The sequence below is a fragment of the Pseudogulbenkiania sp. FW507-F1 genome (assembly GCF_058781125.1).
The window spans coordinates 1-17,361 of the sequence record NZ_JBYSWM010000019.1 but is presented as its reverse complement, the minus strand read 5'-3'; the positions used below and the strand labels follow the sequence as shown (position 1 = coordinate 17,361).

Sequence of the window (17,361 nt, the reverse complement as noted above, 5' to 3'; positions counted from 1 at the left end):
CGTCGTGGAGACTATTTCAGTAGGTGAGCGAGCCAAAGCAGGCTGAGTGCCGCCAGCGCACAGGAACCGGAATGTACACGGAGTACATGAGGATTCCGAGCACTGCCGGCGCTCAAGATGCGCAGGCGTAGCCACCTAATGGGATAGGCTCTAGGCGGCGGGCAGGCTGCCCAAATCCCACCTCGGCTTGACGCTGTAGCCGCCGGCCGGCTGGGCGTACTTCAGGCGCATGGCGCCGGCGTAGGCGATCATCGCGCCGTTGTCGGTGCACAGCGCCAGGGGCGGGTAGAACACCTCGAAGCGGCCCTTGGCGGCCAGCGCGTCGAGCGCGGCGCGCAGCTGCTTGTTGGCGCCGACGCCGCCCGCCACCACCAGCCGTGCCATGTTGGCCTGCTTCAGCGCCTTGAGCGACTTGCCGACCAGCACGTCGACGATGGCGTCCTGGAAGGCGCGGCAGATGTCGTTGCGGGTTTGCGGGTCGATCAAGCCATGCTCGGCCTCCTGGTGCCGCACCAGCGTCAGCACCGCGGTCTTCAGGCCGGAAAAGCTCATGTCGAGATCGTCCGACTTCAGCATCGGGCGCGGCAGCGAGAAGCGCGCCGGATCGCCGCTTTCGGCCAACCTGGAGAGCGTCGGGCCGCCGGGGTAATCGAGGCCGAGCAGCTTGGCCGTCTTGTCGAAGGCTTCGCCGGCGGCATCGTCGAGCGTCTCGCCCAGCACGTCGTAATCGCCGACGCCGCGCACCGCCATCAACTGGGTGTGGCCGCCGGAGACCAGCAGGGCGACGAAAGGGAAGGCCGGCTTCGGCTCGGCCAAGAGCGGCGAGAGCAGGTGGCCCTCGAGGTGGTGCACGCCGACCACCGGGATGCCGAGCCCGAAGGCCAGCGCGTTGGCGATGCTGGCGCCGACCAGCAGCGCACCGCCCAGGCCCGGCCCTTGGGTGTAGGCCACGGCGTCCAGGTCGGCGAGCTGCTTGCCGGCCTCGGCCAGGCAGGCCTCGGTGAGCGGGATGGCGCGTCGGATGTGATCGCGGCTCGCCAGCTCCGGCACCACACCGCCGTATTCGGCGTGCATCGCCATCTGCGTGTGCAGCTGATGGGCCAACAGGCCCTGTTCCGTGTCGTACAGTGCGACCCCGGTTTCGTCGCAGGACGATTCAATACCCAGTACCAGCATGGTCAATGTTTTCAAACCTGTTCATGATCTTGCCACGCCCCTGATCGGGGCTCATGTGCATTGCGTGCGAATCTCTGCGGGCACACCTGAAGATGTGCCCGCAGAGATTCGCTCAGCGATCGGAAATCCTCACGTACTGCGTGTAGATGCCGGTTTCTACGCTGCGCTTCGCCCCCGCCGAGGCCCGGTCGCGACAGGTCGCGAGCAGGTTCCCAGCGGGAAAATCTTTTCATTTTACCGGCGAATCTTTGTGAGCCCAAATCGGCAATGGTAGTCTTGCAGGCTTGATTGACCAGGAGGACAACAATGCAGGCCAAACTGAGATGGATCGACGGGGTGTGTTTCATGGGGGAGACCGGCAGCGGTCACGCCGTGGTGATGGACGGCGCGCCCGAAGGCGGCGGCCGCAACCTCGGCCCGCGCCCGATGGAACTGCTGCTGCTCGGCACCGCCGGCTGCACCAGCTACGACGTGCTGGGCATCCTGAAAAAGTCGCGCCAGGACGTGCACGACTGCTGGGTCGATATCGACGCCGACCGCGCCGACACCGACCCCAAGGTGTTCACCCGCATCCATTTCCACTTCGTCGTGGTCGGCCGCGAGCTGAAGCCCGACGCCGTCGAGCGCGCCATCAAGCTGTCCGCCGAAAAATACTGCTCGGCCTCGATCATGCTGGGCAAAACCGCCGACATCACCCACGATTTCGAGCTGCGCGAACCCGCCTGAGCCAGCGGGCTTCGGCCAACGTTGGCAGCGTGTCACGGCGCCACCTTAAGGGTGGCGTTTTTCATCGCTGCCGCTAGGGCGGCAATAGTTGCCGCTTTGCCGTCCTGTCCAGCTTGCCGCTCCGTCGTCCTTCGGGCGAATTCCCGTCTTTTCAAGCCCTTGCCCCTAGTGATCGTGTTGGCATGAAAAATGCTTTTGGGGTGTCATCCAGGAGAAGGTCATGCTCGACAAGATTGCCCACTATTTCGATTTCCAGCAGCAGGCGCTCAATCTGCGCGCCAAGCGCGCCGAGGTGATCGCCAGCAACATCGCCAACGCCGATACGCCGAACTACAAGGCGGTGGATCTCGATTTCGCGTCGGCGCTGCAGTCGGCGCAGGGCACGCAATCGCGTCTGGCCCTGAACGTCACCGACCCGGCGCATATCGCCTCGTCGTCTGGCGCGGGCGGAGCCGGCGCTCCCGAGCTCAAGTACCGCAGCGCGGTGCAGCGCAGCCTGGACGGCAACACCGTGGACATGGACGTCGAGCGTGCGGCCTTCACCGACAACGCCATGCAATACCAGTCCACGCTGACCTTTCTCAATCGTCGCATCTCCAGCCTGAACGAAGCCATCAAGGGAGGTCAGTAAGCATGTCGCTGAGCAACGTCTTCACCATTGCCGGTTCGGCGCTGACCGCGCAGTCGATGCGCCTCAACGTGGTCGCGAGCAACATCGCCAACGCCGAGAGCGCCACCAGTTCGACCGGCCAGCCCTACCAGGGGCGGCACGTGGTGTTCACCGCCATCCCGGTGTCGGCCACTCAGCCGCAGGTGGCCGGCGTGCGCGTGACTTCGGTGGTGGAAGACACCACCCCGCCGCGCCTCAAGTACGACCCGGGCAATCCGCTGGCCGACCAGCGCGGCTACGTCAACCTGCCCAACGTCAACCCGGTGGAGGAGATGGCCGACATGATTTCCGCCGCGCGGTCCTACCAGACCAACGTCGAACTGATGAATACCGCCAAGAACCTGCTGCAGAAGACCCTGCAGCTGGGGCAATAAGCCTGGAGGGCTGAGACATGACCGTGACGTCCACGACCAATAACCCCTACACCGTTTTGAACACCGGCAACAGCACCTCGTCGTCCTCTGTCTCGGCGTCCTCGGCGGAAGGTATCCAGAACCGCTTCCTGACGCTCTTGACCACCCAGCTCAAGTCGCAGGATCCGCTGAATCCGATGGAAAACAATGAGATCACCTCGCAGATGGCGCAGATCAGCCAGGTGACCGGCCTCGAGAACCTCAGCAAATCGATCAACTCGCTGCTGCAGAGCCAGTACGGCACCCAGTCGCTGCTGGCGGCCTCGCTGGTCGGCAAGAGCGCGATGATCGACGGCAATACCCTCACCCTGGCGCAAGGCGGCACGGCGCAGGGCGGCGTGATTCTCGACGGCTCGGCGCAGAACCTGGCGATCACCGTGAAGAACGCGAACGGCGAGGTGATCGATACCTTCACCATGAACAATGTCGACAGCGGCCTGACCACCTTCAACTGGGACGGCACCGACAAGGACGGCAACGCCGCCGCCGCCGGGGTGTACACCTTCAGCGTCGCCGCCACCAACGAGAGCAACGGCAAGACCACGTCGGTGACGGCCGAGCCGCTCTCCAACCAGCACGTCGACGCCGTGGTGTGGGACAAGGGCAGCCCCTACATCGTGACGCCGCAAGGTGGCCGCGTGGCCATCGCCAATATCGTTCAAGTGTCTTGATGCTGCAGTACTGAAAGCGTACCGGGAGAGTAAGAAATGGGTTTCCAACAGGGTTTGAGTGGCCTGGCTGCAGCGTCCAAGCAACTGGAAGTGGTCGGCAACAACGTGGCCAACGCCAGCACCAACGGCTTCAAGCGTTCACGCTCCGAGTTCGCCGACATGTACGGCTCCAGCCTCTACGGTGTCTCCAACGCCCAGGCCGGCATCGGCGTACGCACGGCGGAGGTCAGCCAGTTGTTCGACCAGGGCAACATCAACTCCACCGGCAACAACCTGGACCTGGCCATTTCCGGCAAAGGCTTCTTCGTCCTGAAGTCGCCCAGTGCGGCGTCCAGCCAGGATGCCTACAGCCGCAACGGCGCCTTCCAGGTCGACGCCAACGGCTATCTGGTCAACGGCGACGGCTACAAGCTGCAAGGTTATGCCGCCCAGAACGGCGTGATCCAGTACACCGCCACCCCGGTCGACCTGCAATTCCAGACCAGCCTGATTTCGCCGACCGCGACCAGCAACGTCGATCTGGGCGTCAATCTGAACTCCAGTGCGACGGTCATCAGCCCGACGCCGACGGTGAACCCGACGGATACCAGTACTTACAATTCCGCCACCTCGGTCAAGGTCTACGACAGCCTGGGCAATACCCACGACCTCAGCTTCTACTTCGTCAAGGGCACGCCCACCGCGACCGGCACCGACTGGACCGTCAACCTCTATGTCGATGGCACGGCAGTCACCTCGCCCGCCGGGCCGCAGACGCTGAGCTTCGATACCAACGGCGTTTTGACCAGCGGTGGCGTACTCAGCAACATTCAGTACACGGCGACCACGCCTAACGGCAGCACGACGCCGATGACCATTGCCACGGTCGATCTCAGCAAGTCGACCCAGTTCAACTCCTCGTTCGGGGTCAACTCGCTGTCGGCCGACGGCAATGCGCCCGGCACCCTGACCAGCACCAACATCAACAACCAGGGCATCATCGAGGCCACCTATTCCAACGGCAAGACCGTAGCCATCGGCCAGGTGGCCTTGGCCAACTTCACCAACGTGCAGGGCTTGCAGTCGATGGGTGGCAACCTGTGGAAGGATGTGGCCAGTTCCACCGGCGGCGCCAAGGTCGGTGCGCCGATGTCCGCCGATCTGGGCGAAATCCAATCCCAGGCGCTGGAACAGTCGAACGTCGATCTGAACTCCGAACTGGTGGACATGATCGTGGCGCAACGCTTCTATCAAGCCAACGCCCAGTCGATCAAGACCGAAGACACCATCCTGCAGACCCTGATCAACCTGCGCTGAGCATTAACGGGATAACGGCACCATGGACCGCATGATCTACCTGGCGATGACCGGCGCCAAACACGTGATGACGCAGCAGGCCACCACCTCGCAGAACCTGGCCAACGTGCACACTAACGGCTACAAGGCCGACCAGGTCTCGTTCCGCGCCTTGCCGGTGGTGGGCGACGGTGCGCCGACCCGCACCTACGTGGTCGACAACACCATCGGCCATGACCTGTCACAGGGCAGCCTGCAGCAGACCGGCAACGACACCGACTTCGCCCTGGGCACCCCGGGTTTCTTCACGGTGCAGACAGCCGATGGCCGCGAAGCCTATAGCCGCGACGGCGGCTTCGTCGCAGATCCCAACGGCATGCTGCGCACCCGCAGCGGCTTGCCCATCCTCGGCGATGGCGGGCCGATCACCGTCCCGACCGGCTCCAGCGTGGTGATCGGTCCGGATGGCACGGTGGTGACCACACCCACGAGCGGTGCCGATCGCACCCCGCAGATCGCCGGCCAGCTCAAGCTGGTCAACCCGGGCGAGCGCGCCGTGTACAAGGGTGAGGATGGCCTGTTCCGCCTCAACGCGGGCGGCAACGCCACGGCCTCGGACGACGTCAAGGTGGTGTCGGGGGCCTTGGAAGGCAGCAACGTCAATGCGGTGGAGAGCCTGGTGCAGATGATTTCCCATGCGCGCCAGTTCGATCTCAACGTCAAGCTGATGCAGACCTCCGACCAGAACGAACAAAAAGCCAGCCAGATTCTCGCCTTGAGCTGAGAGGTTGGCCGAAGCCCAAAATAAGGAACACTCGCCATGATGCGCGCCCTTTACATCGCCAAGACCGGCATGGACTCCAGCCAGTTCCAGCTGGACGTGGTCTCCAACAACCTGGCCAACTCCAATACCAAAGGGTTCAAGAAAGGCCACGCGGTCTTCGAAGATTTGTACTACCAGACCCTGCGCCAGCCGGGGTCGCAACTGACCAACGGCAACAGCCTGCCGACCGGGCTGCAAGTCGGTACCGGCTCCACCGTGGTGGCGACCGCGCGCATCCACTCGCAGGGTAACCTGGAATCGACCGAACAGCCGCTCGACCTGGCCATCAACGGTGACGGCTTCTTCCGCGTGCAACAGCCGGATGGCACCATCGCCTACACCCGCAACGGCGAATTCCGTCGCAACGAGAACGGCGACATCGTCAACTCGTCCGGTTATCTGCTCGATCCGGCGATCAACATCCCGGCTAACGCCACCGGCATCACCATTTCGGAAGCGGGCGTGGTGCAATATACCCAGCCCAATAGCACCGCCCCCACCACCGCCGGCACCATCCAGCTGACCACCTTTATCAACCCGCAAGGTCTGCAGAGCATCGGCCAGAACCTCTACCTGCAAACCCAGGCGTCGGGCGACCCGCAGGATGGCGACCCCAATACCGATGGTCGCGGCAGTGTGCGTTCGGGCTTTCTCGAGGATTCCAACGTCAACGTCACCGAAGAGCTGGTCAACATGATCACCGCCCAGCGTTCGTTCGAAATGAACTCGCGTGCGATCAAGACAGCGGACGAGATGCTGCAGCGGATTGCCCAGTTATAATGCTGGCGTCGACCAGCTAGAGGCCCTGTGATGAAAGCGATTTTCGGTGTGATGGCCATGCTGGCCGCGGCGTTGTCCGGGTGTGCCGTGCCCGAGCCGCCCATCGTGCAGCAGCCGATGAGCGCGCGGCCCCAGCCGGCGCCGCAGGCCCTGCCCGGCAACGGCTCCATCTTCCAGGCCGGAAGCTACCAGCCGATCTTTGCCGACCGCGTCCCGGCACGAGTGGGCGATACGCTGACGGTCACCATCGAAGAGAAAACCACCACGGCGGCCTCCGAGCAGACCACCGGCAAGCGTACCTCGTCGCTCAGCAACAGCATGGGGGCGGGCCTGCAGCTTCCCTTCGTTCCCGATTATCTCGAAAAGAAACTGGCAGGGGCCTCCCTGTCGGCCGACGGCTCGGCCAGCTCGGGCGGCAAGGGCACCAACCAGGCGAGCTCCTCGTTCGTCAGCTCGATCACGGTGACCGTGATCGACGTGTTGGCCAACGGCAATCTGGTGGTGAGTGGAGAGAAGCAGGTACGGCTCAATGGCGATACCGAATACATCCGGCTGTCCGGTGTGGTGAATCCGCGTGATATCAAGACCGGTAATACGGTCTCGTCCACCAAGGTGGCCGATGCCCGTATCGAGCAGCAATCCAAGGGCAACAACCGCTCGTTTGCCGAGCCGGGCTGGCTGACCAAGTTTTTCATGACGGTGCTGCCATTCTGATGGTGGCGATGGCCGGTGCTTTATAGCGGGATGGGAATGAAACGTTTTCTAGGTATGCTGCTGGTCGGGGTGTTGGCCATGTCTCCGGCCTTGGCCACGCAGCGGCTCAAGGATATCGCCTCGATCGGCGGTGTTCGCACCAACCAGCTGATCGGCTATGGTCTGGTGGTCGGGCTCGACGGCAGTGGTGACAAGGCCACCTCGTCACCGTTCACATCGCAGTCGATGTCGAGCATGCTCAACCAGCTCGGGGTGCAGATTCCGGTCGGAACCAAGCTTGATCCGAAGAACGTCGCCGCCGTTACCGTCACCGGAACCCTGCCGCCGTTTGCGCGCCAGGGGCAGGCCATAGACGTCACCGTTTCCTCCATCGGTGACGCCAAGAGCCTGCGCGGCGGCACGCTGCTGATGTCACCACTGAAAGGTGCGGACGGGCAGATCTACGCGATGGCGCAGGGTAACGTGGTGGTGGGCGGCGCCGGGGCCTCTGCTGCCGGCAGTTCGGCACAGGTCAACCATCTGAGCGTCGGCCGCATTCCCGCCGGGGCGACGGTGGAACGCGAGGTTCCGACCGCGCTCGGCTCGGGCGGCGTAGTCCAGCTCGAGCTGTTCGAGTCCGACTTCACCACTGCCAATCGGGTGGTGCAGGCCATCAACCGCGAGCTTGGCGATGGCGTGGCCCGTGCGTTGGATGGCAGGCTGGTGGAAGTGGTCGCTCCGCAAGACGCCAATCGCCGCGTGCAGTTCCTGTCCCGGATGGAAAATATTGCCGTGACACCGGCAGAAGCTTCCCCTCTGGTCATTCTCAATGCCCGTACCGGTTCGGTGGTGATGAACCAGTCCGTGACTATCGACCCCTGCGCCGTGGCGCACGGCAACCTCTCGGTCTCGGTCAGCAACACCCCGCAGGTGAGCCAGCCGGCGCCCCTATCGGGTGGGCAGACGGTCGTCACCAACCAGGCCAGCGTCAACGTCAAGAGCGAAGGGGGCAAGGTGATCGGGCTGCCGCGCGGGGCCAACCTGTCCCAGGTGGTGAACGCGCTGAATGCGCTCGGCGCCACGCCACAGGACTTGTTGTCCATTTTGCAGGCCATGAAAGCGGCCGGCGCGCTCAAGGCGGAGCTGCAGATCATCTGAGTGAAGCGGCCGGTGTTTGGTGGCAAGGGGAGGGATAGCCCTCCCTTTTTCGTTGGCCCGTTTCTTGCTTTTTCTGCACCGAGGAGATCAGGATGAGTGTCAGTTTTCCAACGTTGCCGAACGATGCCAGCACGGCCAGCCAGCGCCTCGCCGTCGACCCCGGTCAGACCGCCGCCTTGCAGGTAGCCGCACGCAAAGACCCGCAAGCCGCGATCAAGGCCGCCGCACAACAGTTCGAGTCCCTGTTCATGGGAACCTTGTTGAAGACCATGCGCGAGACGTCGTTCGATGGCGAGGAGGACAGCAATGCCATGGGCACCTACCGCGGCATGCTGGACCAGCAATTGCTCCAGACCATGAGCAAATCGGGAGGGGTGGGCTTGGCCGATGTCCTGTCGCGGCAACTGGCCCATGCCGCGCAACTGGATGATGATGCGTCCCCCACGGTCGAGCGCTTGGCTCCGGCGTCCTCGATGCTGCCGATGGTCAACCAGGCCATCCGTGTGTATCAGACCATGCAGTCGAAGGCGGCTGCCGGGTTGACCAACACCGCAAGCGAAGCCCCAAGCCCGACGACGGGCGCCGTGGGCGGCACGGCCGAATCCTTCGTGACCTCCCTGTTACCTCACGCCAGGGACGCCGCCCAGCAACTGGGGGTCGCGCCGGAACTGGTGCTGGCGCACGCCGCGCTCGAGAGCGGCTGGGGAAAACGCTCGATCAAGACGGCTGACGGCAAGGAGAGTCACAACCTGTTTGGCATCAAGGCCGGCGCCAACTGGCAGGGCGATTCCGTCGATGTCTTGACCACCGAGTACGTGAACGGCAATGCCGTCAAGAAAATAGATAAATTCCGCGCCTACGCGTCCTACAGTGAGGCCTTTGCCGACTACGCCAAGTTGCTCTCCGGTTCGTCGCGCTACCAGTCCGCCCTGAACCAGGGGGGCGACATGCTGGCATTCGCGCGAGGGCTGCAAAGTGGAGGCTATGCCACCGATCCCCACTACGCCCAGAAGCTGGTGGGGGTGATGGGGGCGGTTTCCCAGCGTTCTCGCGGGGCTTAAGGCTCAAGATCGTGCCGGGCAGGCCGATATAGCAATCAGAGGTGCGATATGGGTACGAGTATTTTTTCGATCGGCGTCAGCGGGCTGAATGCGGCGCAAGGCGCCCTGACGGTGACCAGCCACAACATCAGCAACGTCAACACTGCCGGCTACACCCGTCAGGTGACGCAGCAGGCTGCGCGTTACCCGCAGAGTGCCAGCTACGGTTTCATCGGGCAGGGGGTCGACCTGACCCACGTCAACCGGGTCTACGACGATTACCTGACCCAGCAGGTGCAAAGCGCCCAGGCCACGGATAGTTACTACTCGGGCCAGCTGGATTTCCTCAAGCAGGTGGACTCCCTGATGGCGGATTCGACGGTCGGTGTCAGTCCCTCGCTGCAGGACTTCTTCGGCAGCCTGCAAACCCTGTCGTCCGACCCGTCCGCCATCCCCAGCCGGCAGACAGCGATCAACAATGCCCAGGCATTGGCCACCAAGTTTCGCACCCTGGATGGCCAGCTGCAGGAAATGGCTAGCGGGGTGAGCACCCGCATCAAGGCCTCTGTGGACACCATCAATGGCTTGGCCAGCCAGATCGCGGACCTCAACCAGCGCATCTCCGGGCTGACCGTGAAGACCTCCGGCGGCACCACGCTCAGCGCCCCCAACGATCTCTTGGATCAGCGCGACCAGGCCATTCTGGAACTCAACAAACAGGTGAAGGCCTCGGTGGTGCCGCAATCGGATGGCTCCTACAGCGTGTTCATCGGCAATGGACAGACCCTGGTGCTAGGTAACCAGGCCAACCAGCTCGCCACGCAGCCGGACCCGGCCGATCCACAGCAACTGCAGCTGGTGTACCAGAGCACCAGTGGCAGCAATACGGTGATTCCGACCAGCCTGATCCAGGGCGGGGCGTTGGGTGGGTTGTTCGACTTTCGGGATAATACCCTGACCGAGGCACGGACCCGGCTGGGCAATCTGGCCATCGATTTCGCCACCGCGATCAATTATCAGCAGCAACTCGGGCTGGATCTGAATGGCCAGCCCGGCCAGCCCTTGTTCACCGACCTGAGCGCTTACGCCAGCGATCCGCGCGGTGCGGCCAGTGCCTTGCAGGTGACTATGACCGATCCGAAGGGATTGGCTACCGCATCCAACCTGAAACCGGGCAGCCCGGCGGTATCTCCGACCGGTAGTGGCCTCACCATCAGCGGGGTCTACAGTACCTTGCCGGGTAATTATGGCTGGTCGTCCGCCAGTGCCGCCGGCGCACCGGACGTGACCGCCCATCCGTCTTACAACCTGACCAGCCTTTCGATCGACAGCACGACCATGACGGCGACCGTCGTCAACGGTGCCGGGACGACCACGTACAACGTGGTGCCGCAGCCGAACGTCGAGAACGGATACAAGCTGGTATCGGGTAGCCCGGCCGTCGATGCCGGCATTGCATTCAAGCTCTCGGGCCAGTTGACCACGGGACTGACGCTGTCCGTCGTTCCCAATGCGGCCCCGATCGGAGCCGGTGACAACGCCAACCTGCTGGAAATGACCAAGCTGCAGACGCGGCCTCTGGTCGACGATGACCGGGCCGATACCAGTTCGTCGCTGACCTCCTTCGCGTCCCACTATGCCAGCATGGTCAGTTATGTCGGCAGCGTGACCAACGAGGTGGCGGTGACCTCCACGGCCCAGACCAATGTCCTGCAGGAGGCGCAAAAAGCGCGCGACGCCATATCAGGGGTCAATCTCGACGAAGAGGCCGCCAACCTCATCAAGTATCAGCAGGCCTATCAGGCCTCGAGCAAGGTCATCCAGATCGCGCAGCAACTTTTCTCTTCGCTGCTGCAGATCGGCTAAGGCCAATACCGGAGACGTATAGCGATGCGAATCAGTACCAGCATGGTGTTCACTCAGGGCTACACCGGTATCCAGGGTAACCAGTACACCCTTAACAAGCTGCAAGAGCAATTGTCCACCCAGAAACGGGTCGTGGTGCCGTCGGACGATCCGGTGGCGTCGGCCCAGATGCTGGAGGTATCCCAGTCGGAAGGGCGTAACCTGCAGTTCGTCAAGAATGGCGACGCGGTCGAGTCCTCTCTGGCCATTTCTGAAACCTCGCTCAACAGTGCCAATGGTCTACTGGCCAGCTTGAAGGAGCTGGCAATTCAGGCCGGCAACGGCGGGCTGGCCACGACACAGCTGAAGATGATCCAGACTGATGTGAAAGAGCGCTTCAACCAGCTGGTGAGTTACGCCAACACAAGCGACAGTCGCGGTAACTATCTATACGGTGGCAACGCCATCGACAGCCCTCCCTTCGTGGCGGACAGCTCGCTCAACGTGACCTACACCGGCGATACGGGGCGTCGCGATGTGCAGATCAGCGCGGAACGGCAGGTGCCGATTACCGAGGTCGGGTCGGCCGTGTACGGAAACGCTAGCAGCGATACCGCGGTGTTCAATACGGTGCGGGATTTCTACAATCTGTTGGGTCAGGATCCGAAGCCGGCAAATTTTTCGACCCAGCTGAGCAGCATCCTCTCCGGGCTGGATGCCGCCCAAGTGAACCTGTCGACGGTCCAGGCCTCGATCGGTTCGCGGCGTAGCGAGAATGAAACACTGCAATCGGTCGGGCAGGATCTGGATGTCCAGTACAAGACGCGGCTCAGCAATTTGGACGATCTGGATCTGCCCAAGACCATCAGCGATTTCACCCTGGCACAGTCAGCGCTGCAGTATTCGCAGCTGACCTTCCAGAAGGTCAGTGGCTTGTCGCTGTTCAACTACCTGTCGTGACCCTAGGGGTGTGCTATCAAAACAGCCGGGAAATCCCGGCTGTTTTGCTTTTAGGGCGGCTCTTCAGATGGCCACTGGCTCGATGACGATGCCGGCGCGCAGGCCATTTCCGACCTTGGGGTTGGGAAACAGGATGCGCTCGTTGCCGCCGTGGGCCTGGTAGCGCACGTCCAGGTCTTCGGCGATGACGAAGCCGTCTTCGAGCAGGGTGAAATTCTCGACCTGATCGTGCAGATGGAGACGGAACTGGTCGCTGTGTTTGACCAGGTCGTATTTGGCTCGGAACAGCTGGAAGCGTTCGTTGGCAAAGGCTGGCAGCGGATCCCGCTGGCCGCTCAGCAGCCGTCGCAAGGCCTGGTTGATGCCTTCGAAGCGTGACAGGTCGTTCTGGCCGAAGGGGCGGGCCTTGCCCAGTTCGAGGGTCAAGGCATCCGTCTGACAGTGACGGCTGGTGTAGTAAGTGAACGTGGCGGCAGGCTGGCTGTGCAGCAGCACCGTGGTGATGTCGGCCGACTCCAGCCAGCACAGCTGTTCGCGGTTGTAGTCGCGCTCGTGGAGGTAGGGGTAGATGGCAAAGCGCTCGAAGACCGAGCCGCGAATCGCGGTGTGCAGGTCGTAGTGCAGCCGCTGGCAGTCGTTCGGGGCCTGCTCGAAAAACGCCGCGGCGGCATTTTCCAGAACCTCCGCGCGCTGCGCTTCGCGGGTGGCTGGGTGCTTGGCGTGCTGGCCGTTGAACAGGCGGTTCATGTCGTAATCGAGGTAACGTTCGCCCGCCTGCATTGCGTCCGGATTGCCGAACATCAGCAGCAGGTGCACCGCCAGCGGCAGTCGGCCTTGCTCGATGTCGCGCAGAATGCCGTTGGCAACCTCGATTGGCGCGGTTTCGTTGCCGTGAACACCGCAGGAAATCAGTACGCGGTCGGTATGGTCGTCCAGTTGGGGCGGGACCAGCTCGAGAATGCCTCGCTCGCGCCAGCGTGCCGTCACACCGTTTGCCAACGGCCATTCACGTGCCATGGGAGGCTGGTCTTGCAGGGTGGCGGTCAGGAAATCGTAGGAGAGGGAAGGCTGGTTCATCGGGCACGCTTTTCGTGAGGAGGATGGCCTTATTCTTCACGAAAGGGCCGGTGCCGTCTGTAGCGGTGCCGCAGAGATGAAGTTTGATGGCGTAATTGCGGAAGTCCTCCTGCCTGGCCGGCAAGGTTGGCCGAAACGCGACCATGGCGGCGATCAGGCCGGCCCCACGTCACGCCCGTGACCGGGAGCTTGGCCGGTGCAATATCGCCGTGCCGCGGCTTGGGCTCACTCTCGATGAATCCAGGATGGTGCGCGTTGTTCGATAAACGCGGCGACGCCTTCCTGGCCTTCGGTACTGGCATGAACCTGGGCGATGCGCGCGATGGTCGTCTCGATCGCGTCAGCCGTGATGGCCCTGCCGCCCAGTTCGCGCACCAGCTGCTTGGCCTCTGCCATCGCCTGAGGGCCGTTGAGCAAGACCTGGCGGCACATCTGGGCCACCGCCATGTCCAGCTCCTCGTGCTCCACCACCAGATGGATCAGCCCCAGGCGCTTGGCCTTGCCGGCGTTGAAGCGCTCAGCAGTGATGAAGTAGCGCCGGGTGGCGCGCTCGCCGATGGCGCGCATCACATACGGTGCCACCGAGGCCGGAATCATGCCGAGCTTGACGTCGGAGAAGCAAAACAGCGCTTCGGATGCGCCGATCGCGACATCGCAGCAGGCCAGCAGGCCGGCGCCGATGCCAAAGGCCGAGCCCTGGACACGGGCGATGGTCGGTTTCGGGCAGTTGTCGAGGGTACCGAGCAAGGTTGCCAGCAAGCGCGCATGCTGCTTGATCTCCTCCTGGCCGAAGCCTGCCATGCGCTGCATCCAGGCGCTGTCGTGGCCGGCGCAGAAGCTGATGCCTTCGGCCGCCAGCACGATGGCGCGGATGCGCGCATCCGCGATCAGGGTTTCCAGCGTGCTCGTGAGCTGGACGATCATCGTGTCGTCCAGGGCGTTATGCAATTCCGCCCGGTTGAGCCGGAGGGTGGCAATGCCCTGGTCGTCGACGGAGTGCAGGATGGGATGCAGCATGGCGGGTTCTCCCGAGTGTGTCAGGGCGTGCAGAAGCGCAGAATCTCGTGGGCGAAGATGTCCGGTGCTTCGATGTGCATGACGTGGCCGATGGCCGGCAGCACATGCAGCGAGGCGCCGGGGATGCTGTTGGCGAGGATTTCCGACTGGTAGAGCGGCGTCAGGCGGTCTTCGTTGCCGACGATGACGCGGGTGGGAACCTTGATCTCGGCGAGCCAGGTGCGCGCGTCGTGGCGCTTGACCCCGGCGATCAGGCGGGTGACGGCGGGCCAGTCGACCATGCCGGCGATGATCTTCAGCTCGGCCAGCTGGGCGGCGTTGCCGACCAAGAAGCGGCTGGAAAAGAACCAGGGGATGCTCACGTCGTAGCGCAGGTCGAGGCCGCCGATAGCATCGGCGGCGATCCAGCTGTCGCTGATGCGGGAGTTCACCTCGTCCGACCAGGCCAGGGTCGAGGCCAGGAGCAGGTGCTCAAGGCATTCCGGGTGGCGGTGGGCGAAGTACTGCGCCACCATGCCGCCGTAGGACAGGCCGGCCAGGTGCACCTTGTCGATCGACAGGTGTTGCAGCAACTGCCACGCCAGCTCCGCCTGCTGTTCCAGCGGGTAGACGTCGGCGACCGGCTTGTCACTCAGGCCCTGACCGAGAAAGTCGAGCCGTAGCAGCTGGTAGTGCGCTTCGAGCGGCGGGGTCATCATGGTCCAGGCGGCCGTGGACATGGTGATGCCGTTGAACAGCACCAGCGTCTTGTCGCCGTGGCCGCTCAGTTCGTAATAGATACTTTGTCCGTTCAGTGTGGCATGAGGCATGGCTGTGCGTCCCACCGGCATTATCCAGATTTCATTCTATTCCCAAGATTCGGCGCATGGCCAGTCAGCGTATTCCCGGCCTGAGACACTGCACCGGCAAAATCTGCCTTTGTAATGATTGGGCGTTCATCGTCACGATCCTGTCATCCTTTAACGATATATTTCACTGCTGTTAAAAAAGTAGTTACACCAGGAACGAGCTTCTTATGCCGGTTTGCGATACCTCCCTTTGCCAGGAGCTGGAAATCATCATCAACGAGCGCAAGCTGTTGCCGGTCTTCCAGCCCATCGTGGACATGGAAGAGGGGAGTATCCTCGGTTATGAAGGGCTGATCCGCGGGCCTTCCAACAGCCCGCTGCACTCGCCCCTCAATCTGTTCGCCGCGGCGGAACGATGCCGTGCGCTGGTCTCGCTGGAGCGGGCCTGCCGGCGTGTCACCGCCGAGGCGTTTATCGAGCATCAACTGCAGGGTTGTCTGTTCCTCAACATCAGTCCGCAGACCTTGCTGGCGCCGGAGCATAAATCGGGCGAGACGCTGGCGTTTCTCAATATGCTGGGGTTGCCCAGCGAACGCATCATCATCGAGCTCACCGAAACCCACCCCAACGCCACGTACCAGGCGCTGCGTGAGGCGGCGAGCCATTACCGCGACAGTGGCTTCCGTATTGCGCTGGACGATTTGGGCGAGGGCTTCTCCAATATGCGGCTGTGGTCCGAGCTGCGTCCCGACGTGGTCAAGCTCGACAAGCATTTCGTCCAGGAAATCCAGCACGATCCGCTCAAGGAGCAGTTCGTGCGTTCGATGGTCGACATCGCGAGGCAATCCGGTGCCTTGCTGGTGGCCGAGGGCATCGAGACGGTAGACGAGTTGCGCGTACTGCGGCGGCTCGGGGTGCGCTACGGGCAAGGCTATCTGTTTGCCCGGCCGGCGCTGCTGCCGGCGCGCGAGGTGCCGGCCGAAGTACGTTCCCTTTTATACGCCGAGGCGCGCGAGCGCTTGGGTGCGCCACGCCAGGCGATGGCGCGCGATCTGCTGGTCGAGGTCATGCCGTTGGAGCAGACGGTGGCAAACGAAGTTGCCTACCGGCTGTTCGTCGAGGCGCCGGAGCGCTTTGCCATTCCGGTGGTGAGTGGCGGCGTGCCGGTCGGGCTGCTGCGCCGTCACGATTTCCTGGAAAGCTTTGCCCGGCCGTTCAATCGTGAGTTGTACGGCAAGAAGCCGTGCCGCACCCTGATGGATCAGCAGCCGCTGATCGTCGGTGCCGAGATGGGCGTGCAGGAGCTGTCGAGCCTGGTGGTGGCCGCCGAGCGCCGGCACCTGATCGATGGCTTCATCATCACCGAAAACGGCCGCTATCTCGGCATGGGTACCGGCTACGACCTGATGCGCAAGATCACCGAGATGCAGATTTCGGCGGCGCGCTACGCCAATCCCCTGACCGGGCTGCCCGGTAACGTACCGATTTCCGAGACCATCGACCGCCTGCTCGACAGCGGCGAACCTTTTATCGTGGCCTATGCCGACCTCGATCATTTCAAGCCGTTCAACGATCTCTACGGTTATGCCGCCGGCGATGACCTGATCCGCCTGCTGGGATACTTGCTGCAACAGGTGGCTGACCCGGCCCGCGACTGGGTGGGGCATATCGGCGGCGACGACTTTGTGTTGCTGATGCAGAGCGAGGGCTGGGAGGCGCGTCTGCTCGACGTGATCGCGGCCTTCGATCGCCAGGTCCAGGTGCATTTCGGGCAGGAGCACCGCCTGATGGGGGGCTTCGAAGTGACGGCGCGCAACGGCGAGCTGATCTTCTTCCCGCTCACCAGTGTGTCGATCGGTGTGCTTCCCGCCAGGCCGGGACAGTTCCTGTCGCATCATGAGGTCTCGCTGGCGGTGGCCGATGCCAAGAAGATGGCCAAGAAGCAGGCCGGCAGCAGTCTGTTCATCGAGCGCCGGGGGAAGGGTACGGACAAGCGCTAGTCCATGTGCTTGATCGTTAAACAGGGCGGACCGGCATAAGCCGGTCTTTTTTATTGCCCGCTCTCGATGAAGGGGTCAGGCCTTGTGGCAAACCGTCGTTTCCTTGTGCGTTTCCGTCGTTCGGGCTGTTTTTGAATTGTCAATTTTATTGAACGGCACTACTCTTTTCCCATGCTGGCGGTCGCTGCCGGCGGTGCTTGCCGCTAGAGAGGGCGATGCGGATGCCGCGTGGTGGCTCGGGGGCGGGAC

Annotated in this window: 17 protein-coding genes; 13 read left to right on the top strand and 4 right to left on the bottom strand. The window is 63.0% G+C overall.

Going from position 1 to position 17,361, the window contains the following annotated elements; translation table 11 throughout:
* Nucleotides 1-150 precede the first annotated feature (150 nt).
* Entirely contained in the window at nucleotides 151-1,176 is a 1,026-nt protein-coding gene (gene tsaD, locus AC3WG5_RS13060; RefSeq protein WP_492569040.1) for a tRNA (adenosine(37)-N6)-threonylcarbamoyltransferase complex transferase subunit TsaD, read from the bottom strand.
* A 306-nt stretch (nucleotides 1,177-1,482) separates the two neighbouring features.
* Here tsaD and AC3WG5_RS13055 point away from each other — a divergent pair, with 306 nt between their 5' ends.
* The 12 genes from AC3WG5_RS13055 to flgL all read left to right on the top strand — a co-directional run bounded on the left by AC3WG5_RS13055 (nucleotide 1,483) and on the right by flgL (nucleotide 12,230).
* On the top strand, nucleotides 1,483-1,902 hold the full coding sequence (locus AC3WG5_RS13055; RefSeq protein WP_008953788.1) for an OsmC family protein: 420 nt from the start codon (nucleotides 1,483-1,485) through the stop codon (nucleotides 1,900-1,902).
* A gap of 220 nt (nucleotides 1,903-2,122) precedes the next feature.
* Nucleotides 2,123-2,533: a flagellar basal body rod protein FlgB gene (gene flgB / locus AC3WG5_RS13050; RefSeq protein WP_008953789.1), complete on the top strand. Its 411-nt coding sequence runs from the start codon at nucleotides 2,123-2,125 to the stop codon at nucleotides 2,531-2,533.
* Between the two features lie 2 nt (nucleotides 2,534-2,535).
* Entirely contained in the window at nucleotides 2,536-2,946 is a 411-nt protein-coding gene (gene flgC, locus AC3WG5_RS13045; RefSeq protein WP_008953790.1) for a flagellar basal body rod protein FlgC, read from the top strand.
* Nucleotides 2,947-2,963: 17 nt separating this feature from the next.
* On the top strand, nucleotides 2,964-3,656 hold the full coding sequence (locus AC3WG5_RS13040; protein ID WP_008953791.1) for a flagellar hook assembly protein FlgD: 693 nt from the start codon (nucleotides 2,964-2,966) through the stop codon (nucleotides 3,654-3,656).
* A 36-nt stretch (nucleotides 3,657-3,692) separates the two neighbouring features.
* Entirely contained in the window at nucleotides 3,693-4,952 is a 1,260-nt protein-coding gene (flgE, locus tag AC3WG5_RS13035; RefSeq protein WP_482582559.1) for a flagellar hook protein FlgE, read from the top strand.
* A 22-nt stretch (nucleotides 4,953-4,974) separates the two neighbouring features.
* Complete coding sequence (flgF, locus tag AC3WG5_RS13030) at nucleotides 4,975-5,715, top strand: flagellar basal-body rod protein FlgF (RefSeq protein ID WP_008953793.1); 741 nt, start codon at nucleotides 4,975-4,977, stop codon at nucleotides 5,713-5,715.
* A 36-nt stretch (nucleotides 5,716-5,751) separates the two neighbouring features.
* Complete coding sequence (gene flgG, locus AC3WG5_RS13025; protein ID WP_008953794.1) at nucleotides 5,752-6,534, top strand: flagellar basal-body rod protein FlgG; 783 nt, start codon at nucleotides 5,752-5,754, stop codon at nucleotides 6,532-6,534.
* 30 nt (nucleotides 6,535-6,564) lie between these two features.
* Entirely contained in the window at nucleotides 6,565-7,248 is a 684-nt protein-coding gene (locus tag AC3WG5_RS13020) for a flagellar basal body L-ring protein FlgH (protein ID WP_492568984.1), read from the top strand.
* A 36-nt stretch (nucleotides 7,249-7,284) separates the two neighbouring features.
* Nucleotides 7,285-8,385, top strand: coding sequence for a flagellar basal body P-ring protein FlgI (locus tag AC3WG5_RS13015; RefSeq protein WP_492568983.1), 1,101 nt, complete (start codon nucleotides 7,285-7,287; stop codon nucleotides 8,383-8,385).
* 92 nt (nucleotides 8,386-8,477) lie between these two features.
* Nucleotides 8,478-9,446 (top strand): flagellar assembly peptidoglycan hydrolase FlgJ, encoded by a 969-nt coding sequence (gene flgJ, locus AC3WG5_RS13010; RefSeq protein WP_492568982.1) that lies wholly within the window; start codon nucleotides 8,478-8,480, stop codon nucleotides 9,444-9,446.
* A gap of 48 nt (nucleotides 9,447-9,494) precedes the next feature.
* On the top strand, nucleotides 9,495-11,291 hold the full coding sequence (flgK, locus tag AC3WG5_RS13005; RefSeq protein ID WP_008953798.1) for a flagellar hook-associated protein FlgK: 1,797 nt from the start codon (nucleotides 9,495-9,497) through the stop codon (nucleotides 11,289-11,291).
* 24 nt (nucleotides 11,292-11,315) lie between these two features.
* Nucleotides 11,316-12,230 carry a flagellar hook-associated protein FlgL gene (flgL, locus tag AC3WG5_RS13000; RefSeq protein ID WP_492568981.1) on the top strand — a complete coding sequence of 305 codons (915 nt, stop codon included), beginning with the start codon at nucleotides 11,316-11,318 and terminating at the stop codon, nucleotides 12,228-12,230.
* Nucleotides 12,231-12,293: 63 nt separating this feature from the next.
* On the opposite strand, the gene astE is transcribed toward flgL, so the two are convergent.
* From astE to AC3WG5_RS12985, 3 genes are all read right to left on the bottom strand, one after another.
* Complete coding sequence (gene astE, locus AC3WG5_RS12995; protein ID WP_492568980.1) at nucleotides 12,294-13,307, bottom strand: succinylglutamate desuccinylase; 1,014 nt, start codon at nucleotides 13,305-13,307, stop codon at nucleotides 12,294-12,296.
* A 225-nt stretch (nucleotides 13,308-13,532) separates the two neighbouring features.
* Complete coding sequence (locus AC3WG5_RS12990; protein WP_008953801.1) at nucleotides 13,533-14,324, bottom strand: enoyl-CoA hydratase-related protein; 792 nt, start codon at nucleotides 14,322-14,324, stop codon at nucleotides 13,533-13,535.
* Nucleotides 14,325-14,344: 20 nt separating this feature from the next.
* On the bottom strand, nucleotides 14,345-15,133 hold the full coding sequence (locus AC3WG5_RS12985; protein ID WP_492568979.1) for an alpha/beta fold hydrolase: 789 nt from the start codon (nucleotides 15,131-15,133) through the stop codon (nucleotides 14,345-14,347).
* Between the two features lie 206 nt (nucleotides 15,134-15,339).
* Here AC3WG5_RS12985 and AC3WG5_RS12980 point away from each other — a divergent pair, with 206 nt between their 5' ends.
* Nucleotides 15,340-17,112 (top strand): GGDEF domain-containing protein, encoded by a 1,773-nt coding sequence (locus tag AC3WG5_RS12980; RefSeq protein WP_492568978.1) that lies wholly within the window; start codon nucleotides 15,340-15,342, stop codon nucleotides 17,110-17,112.
* Nucleotides 17,113-17,361 lie beyond the last annotated feature (249 nt).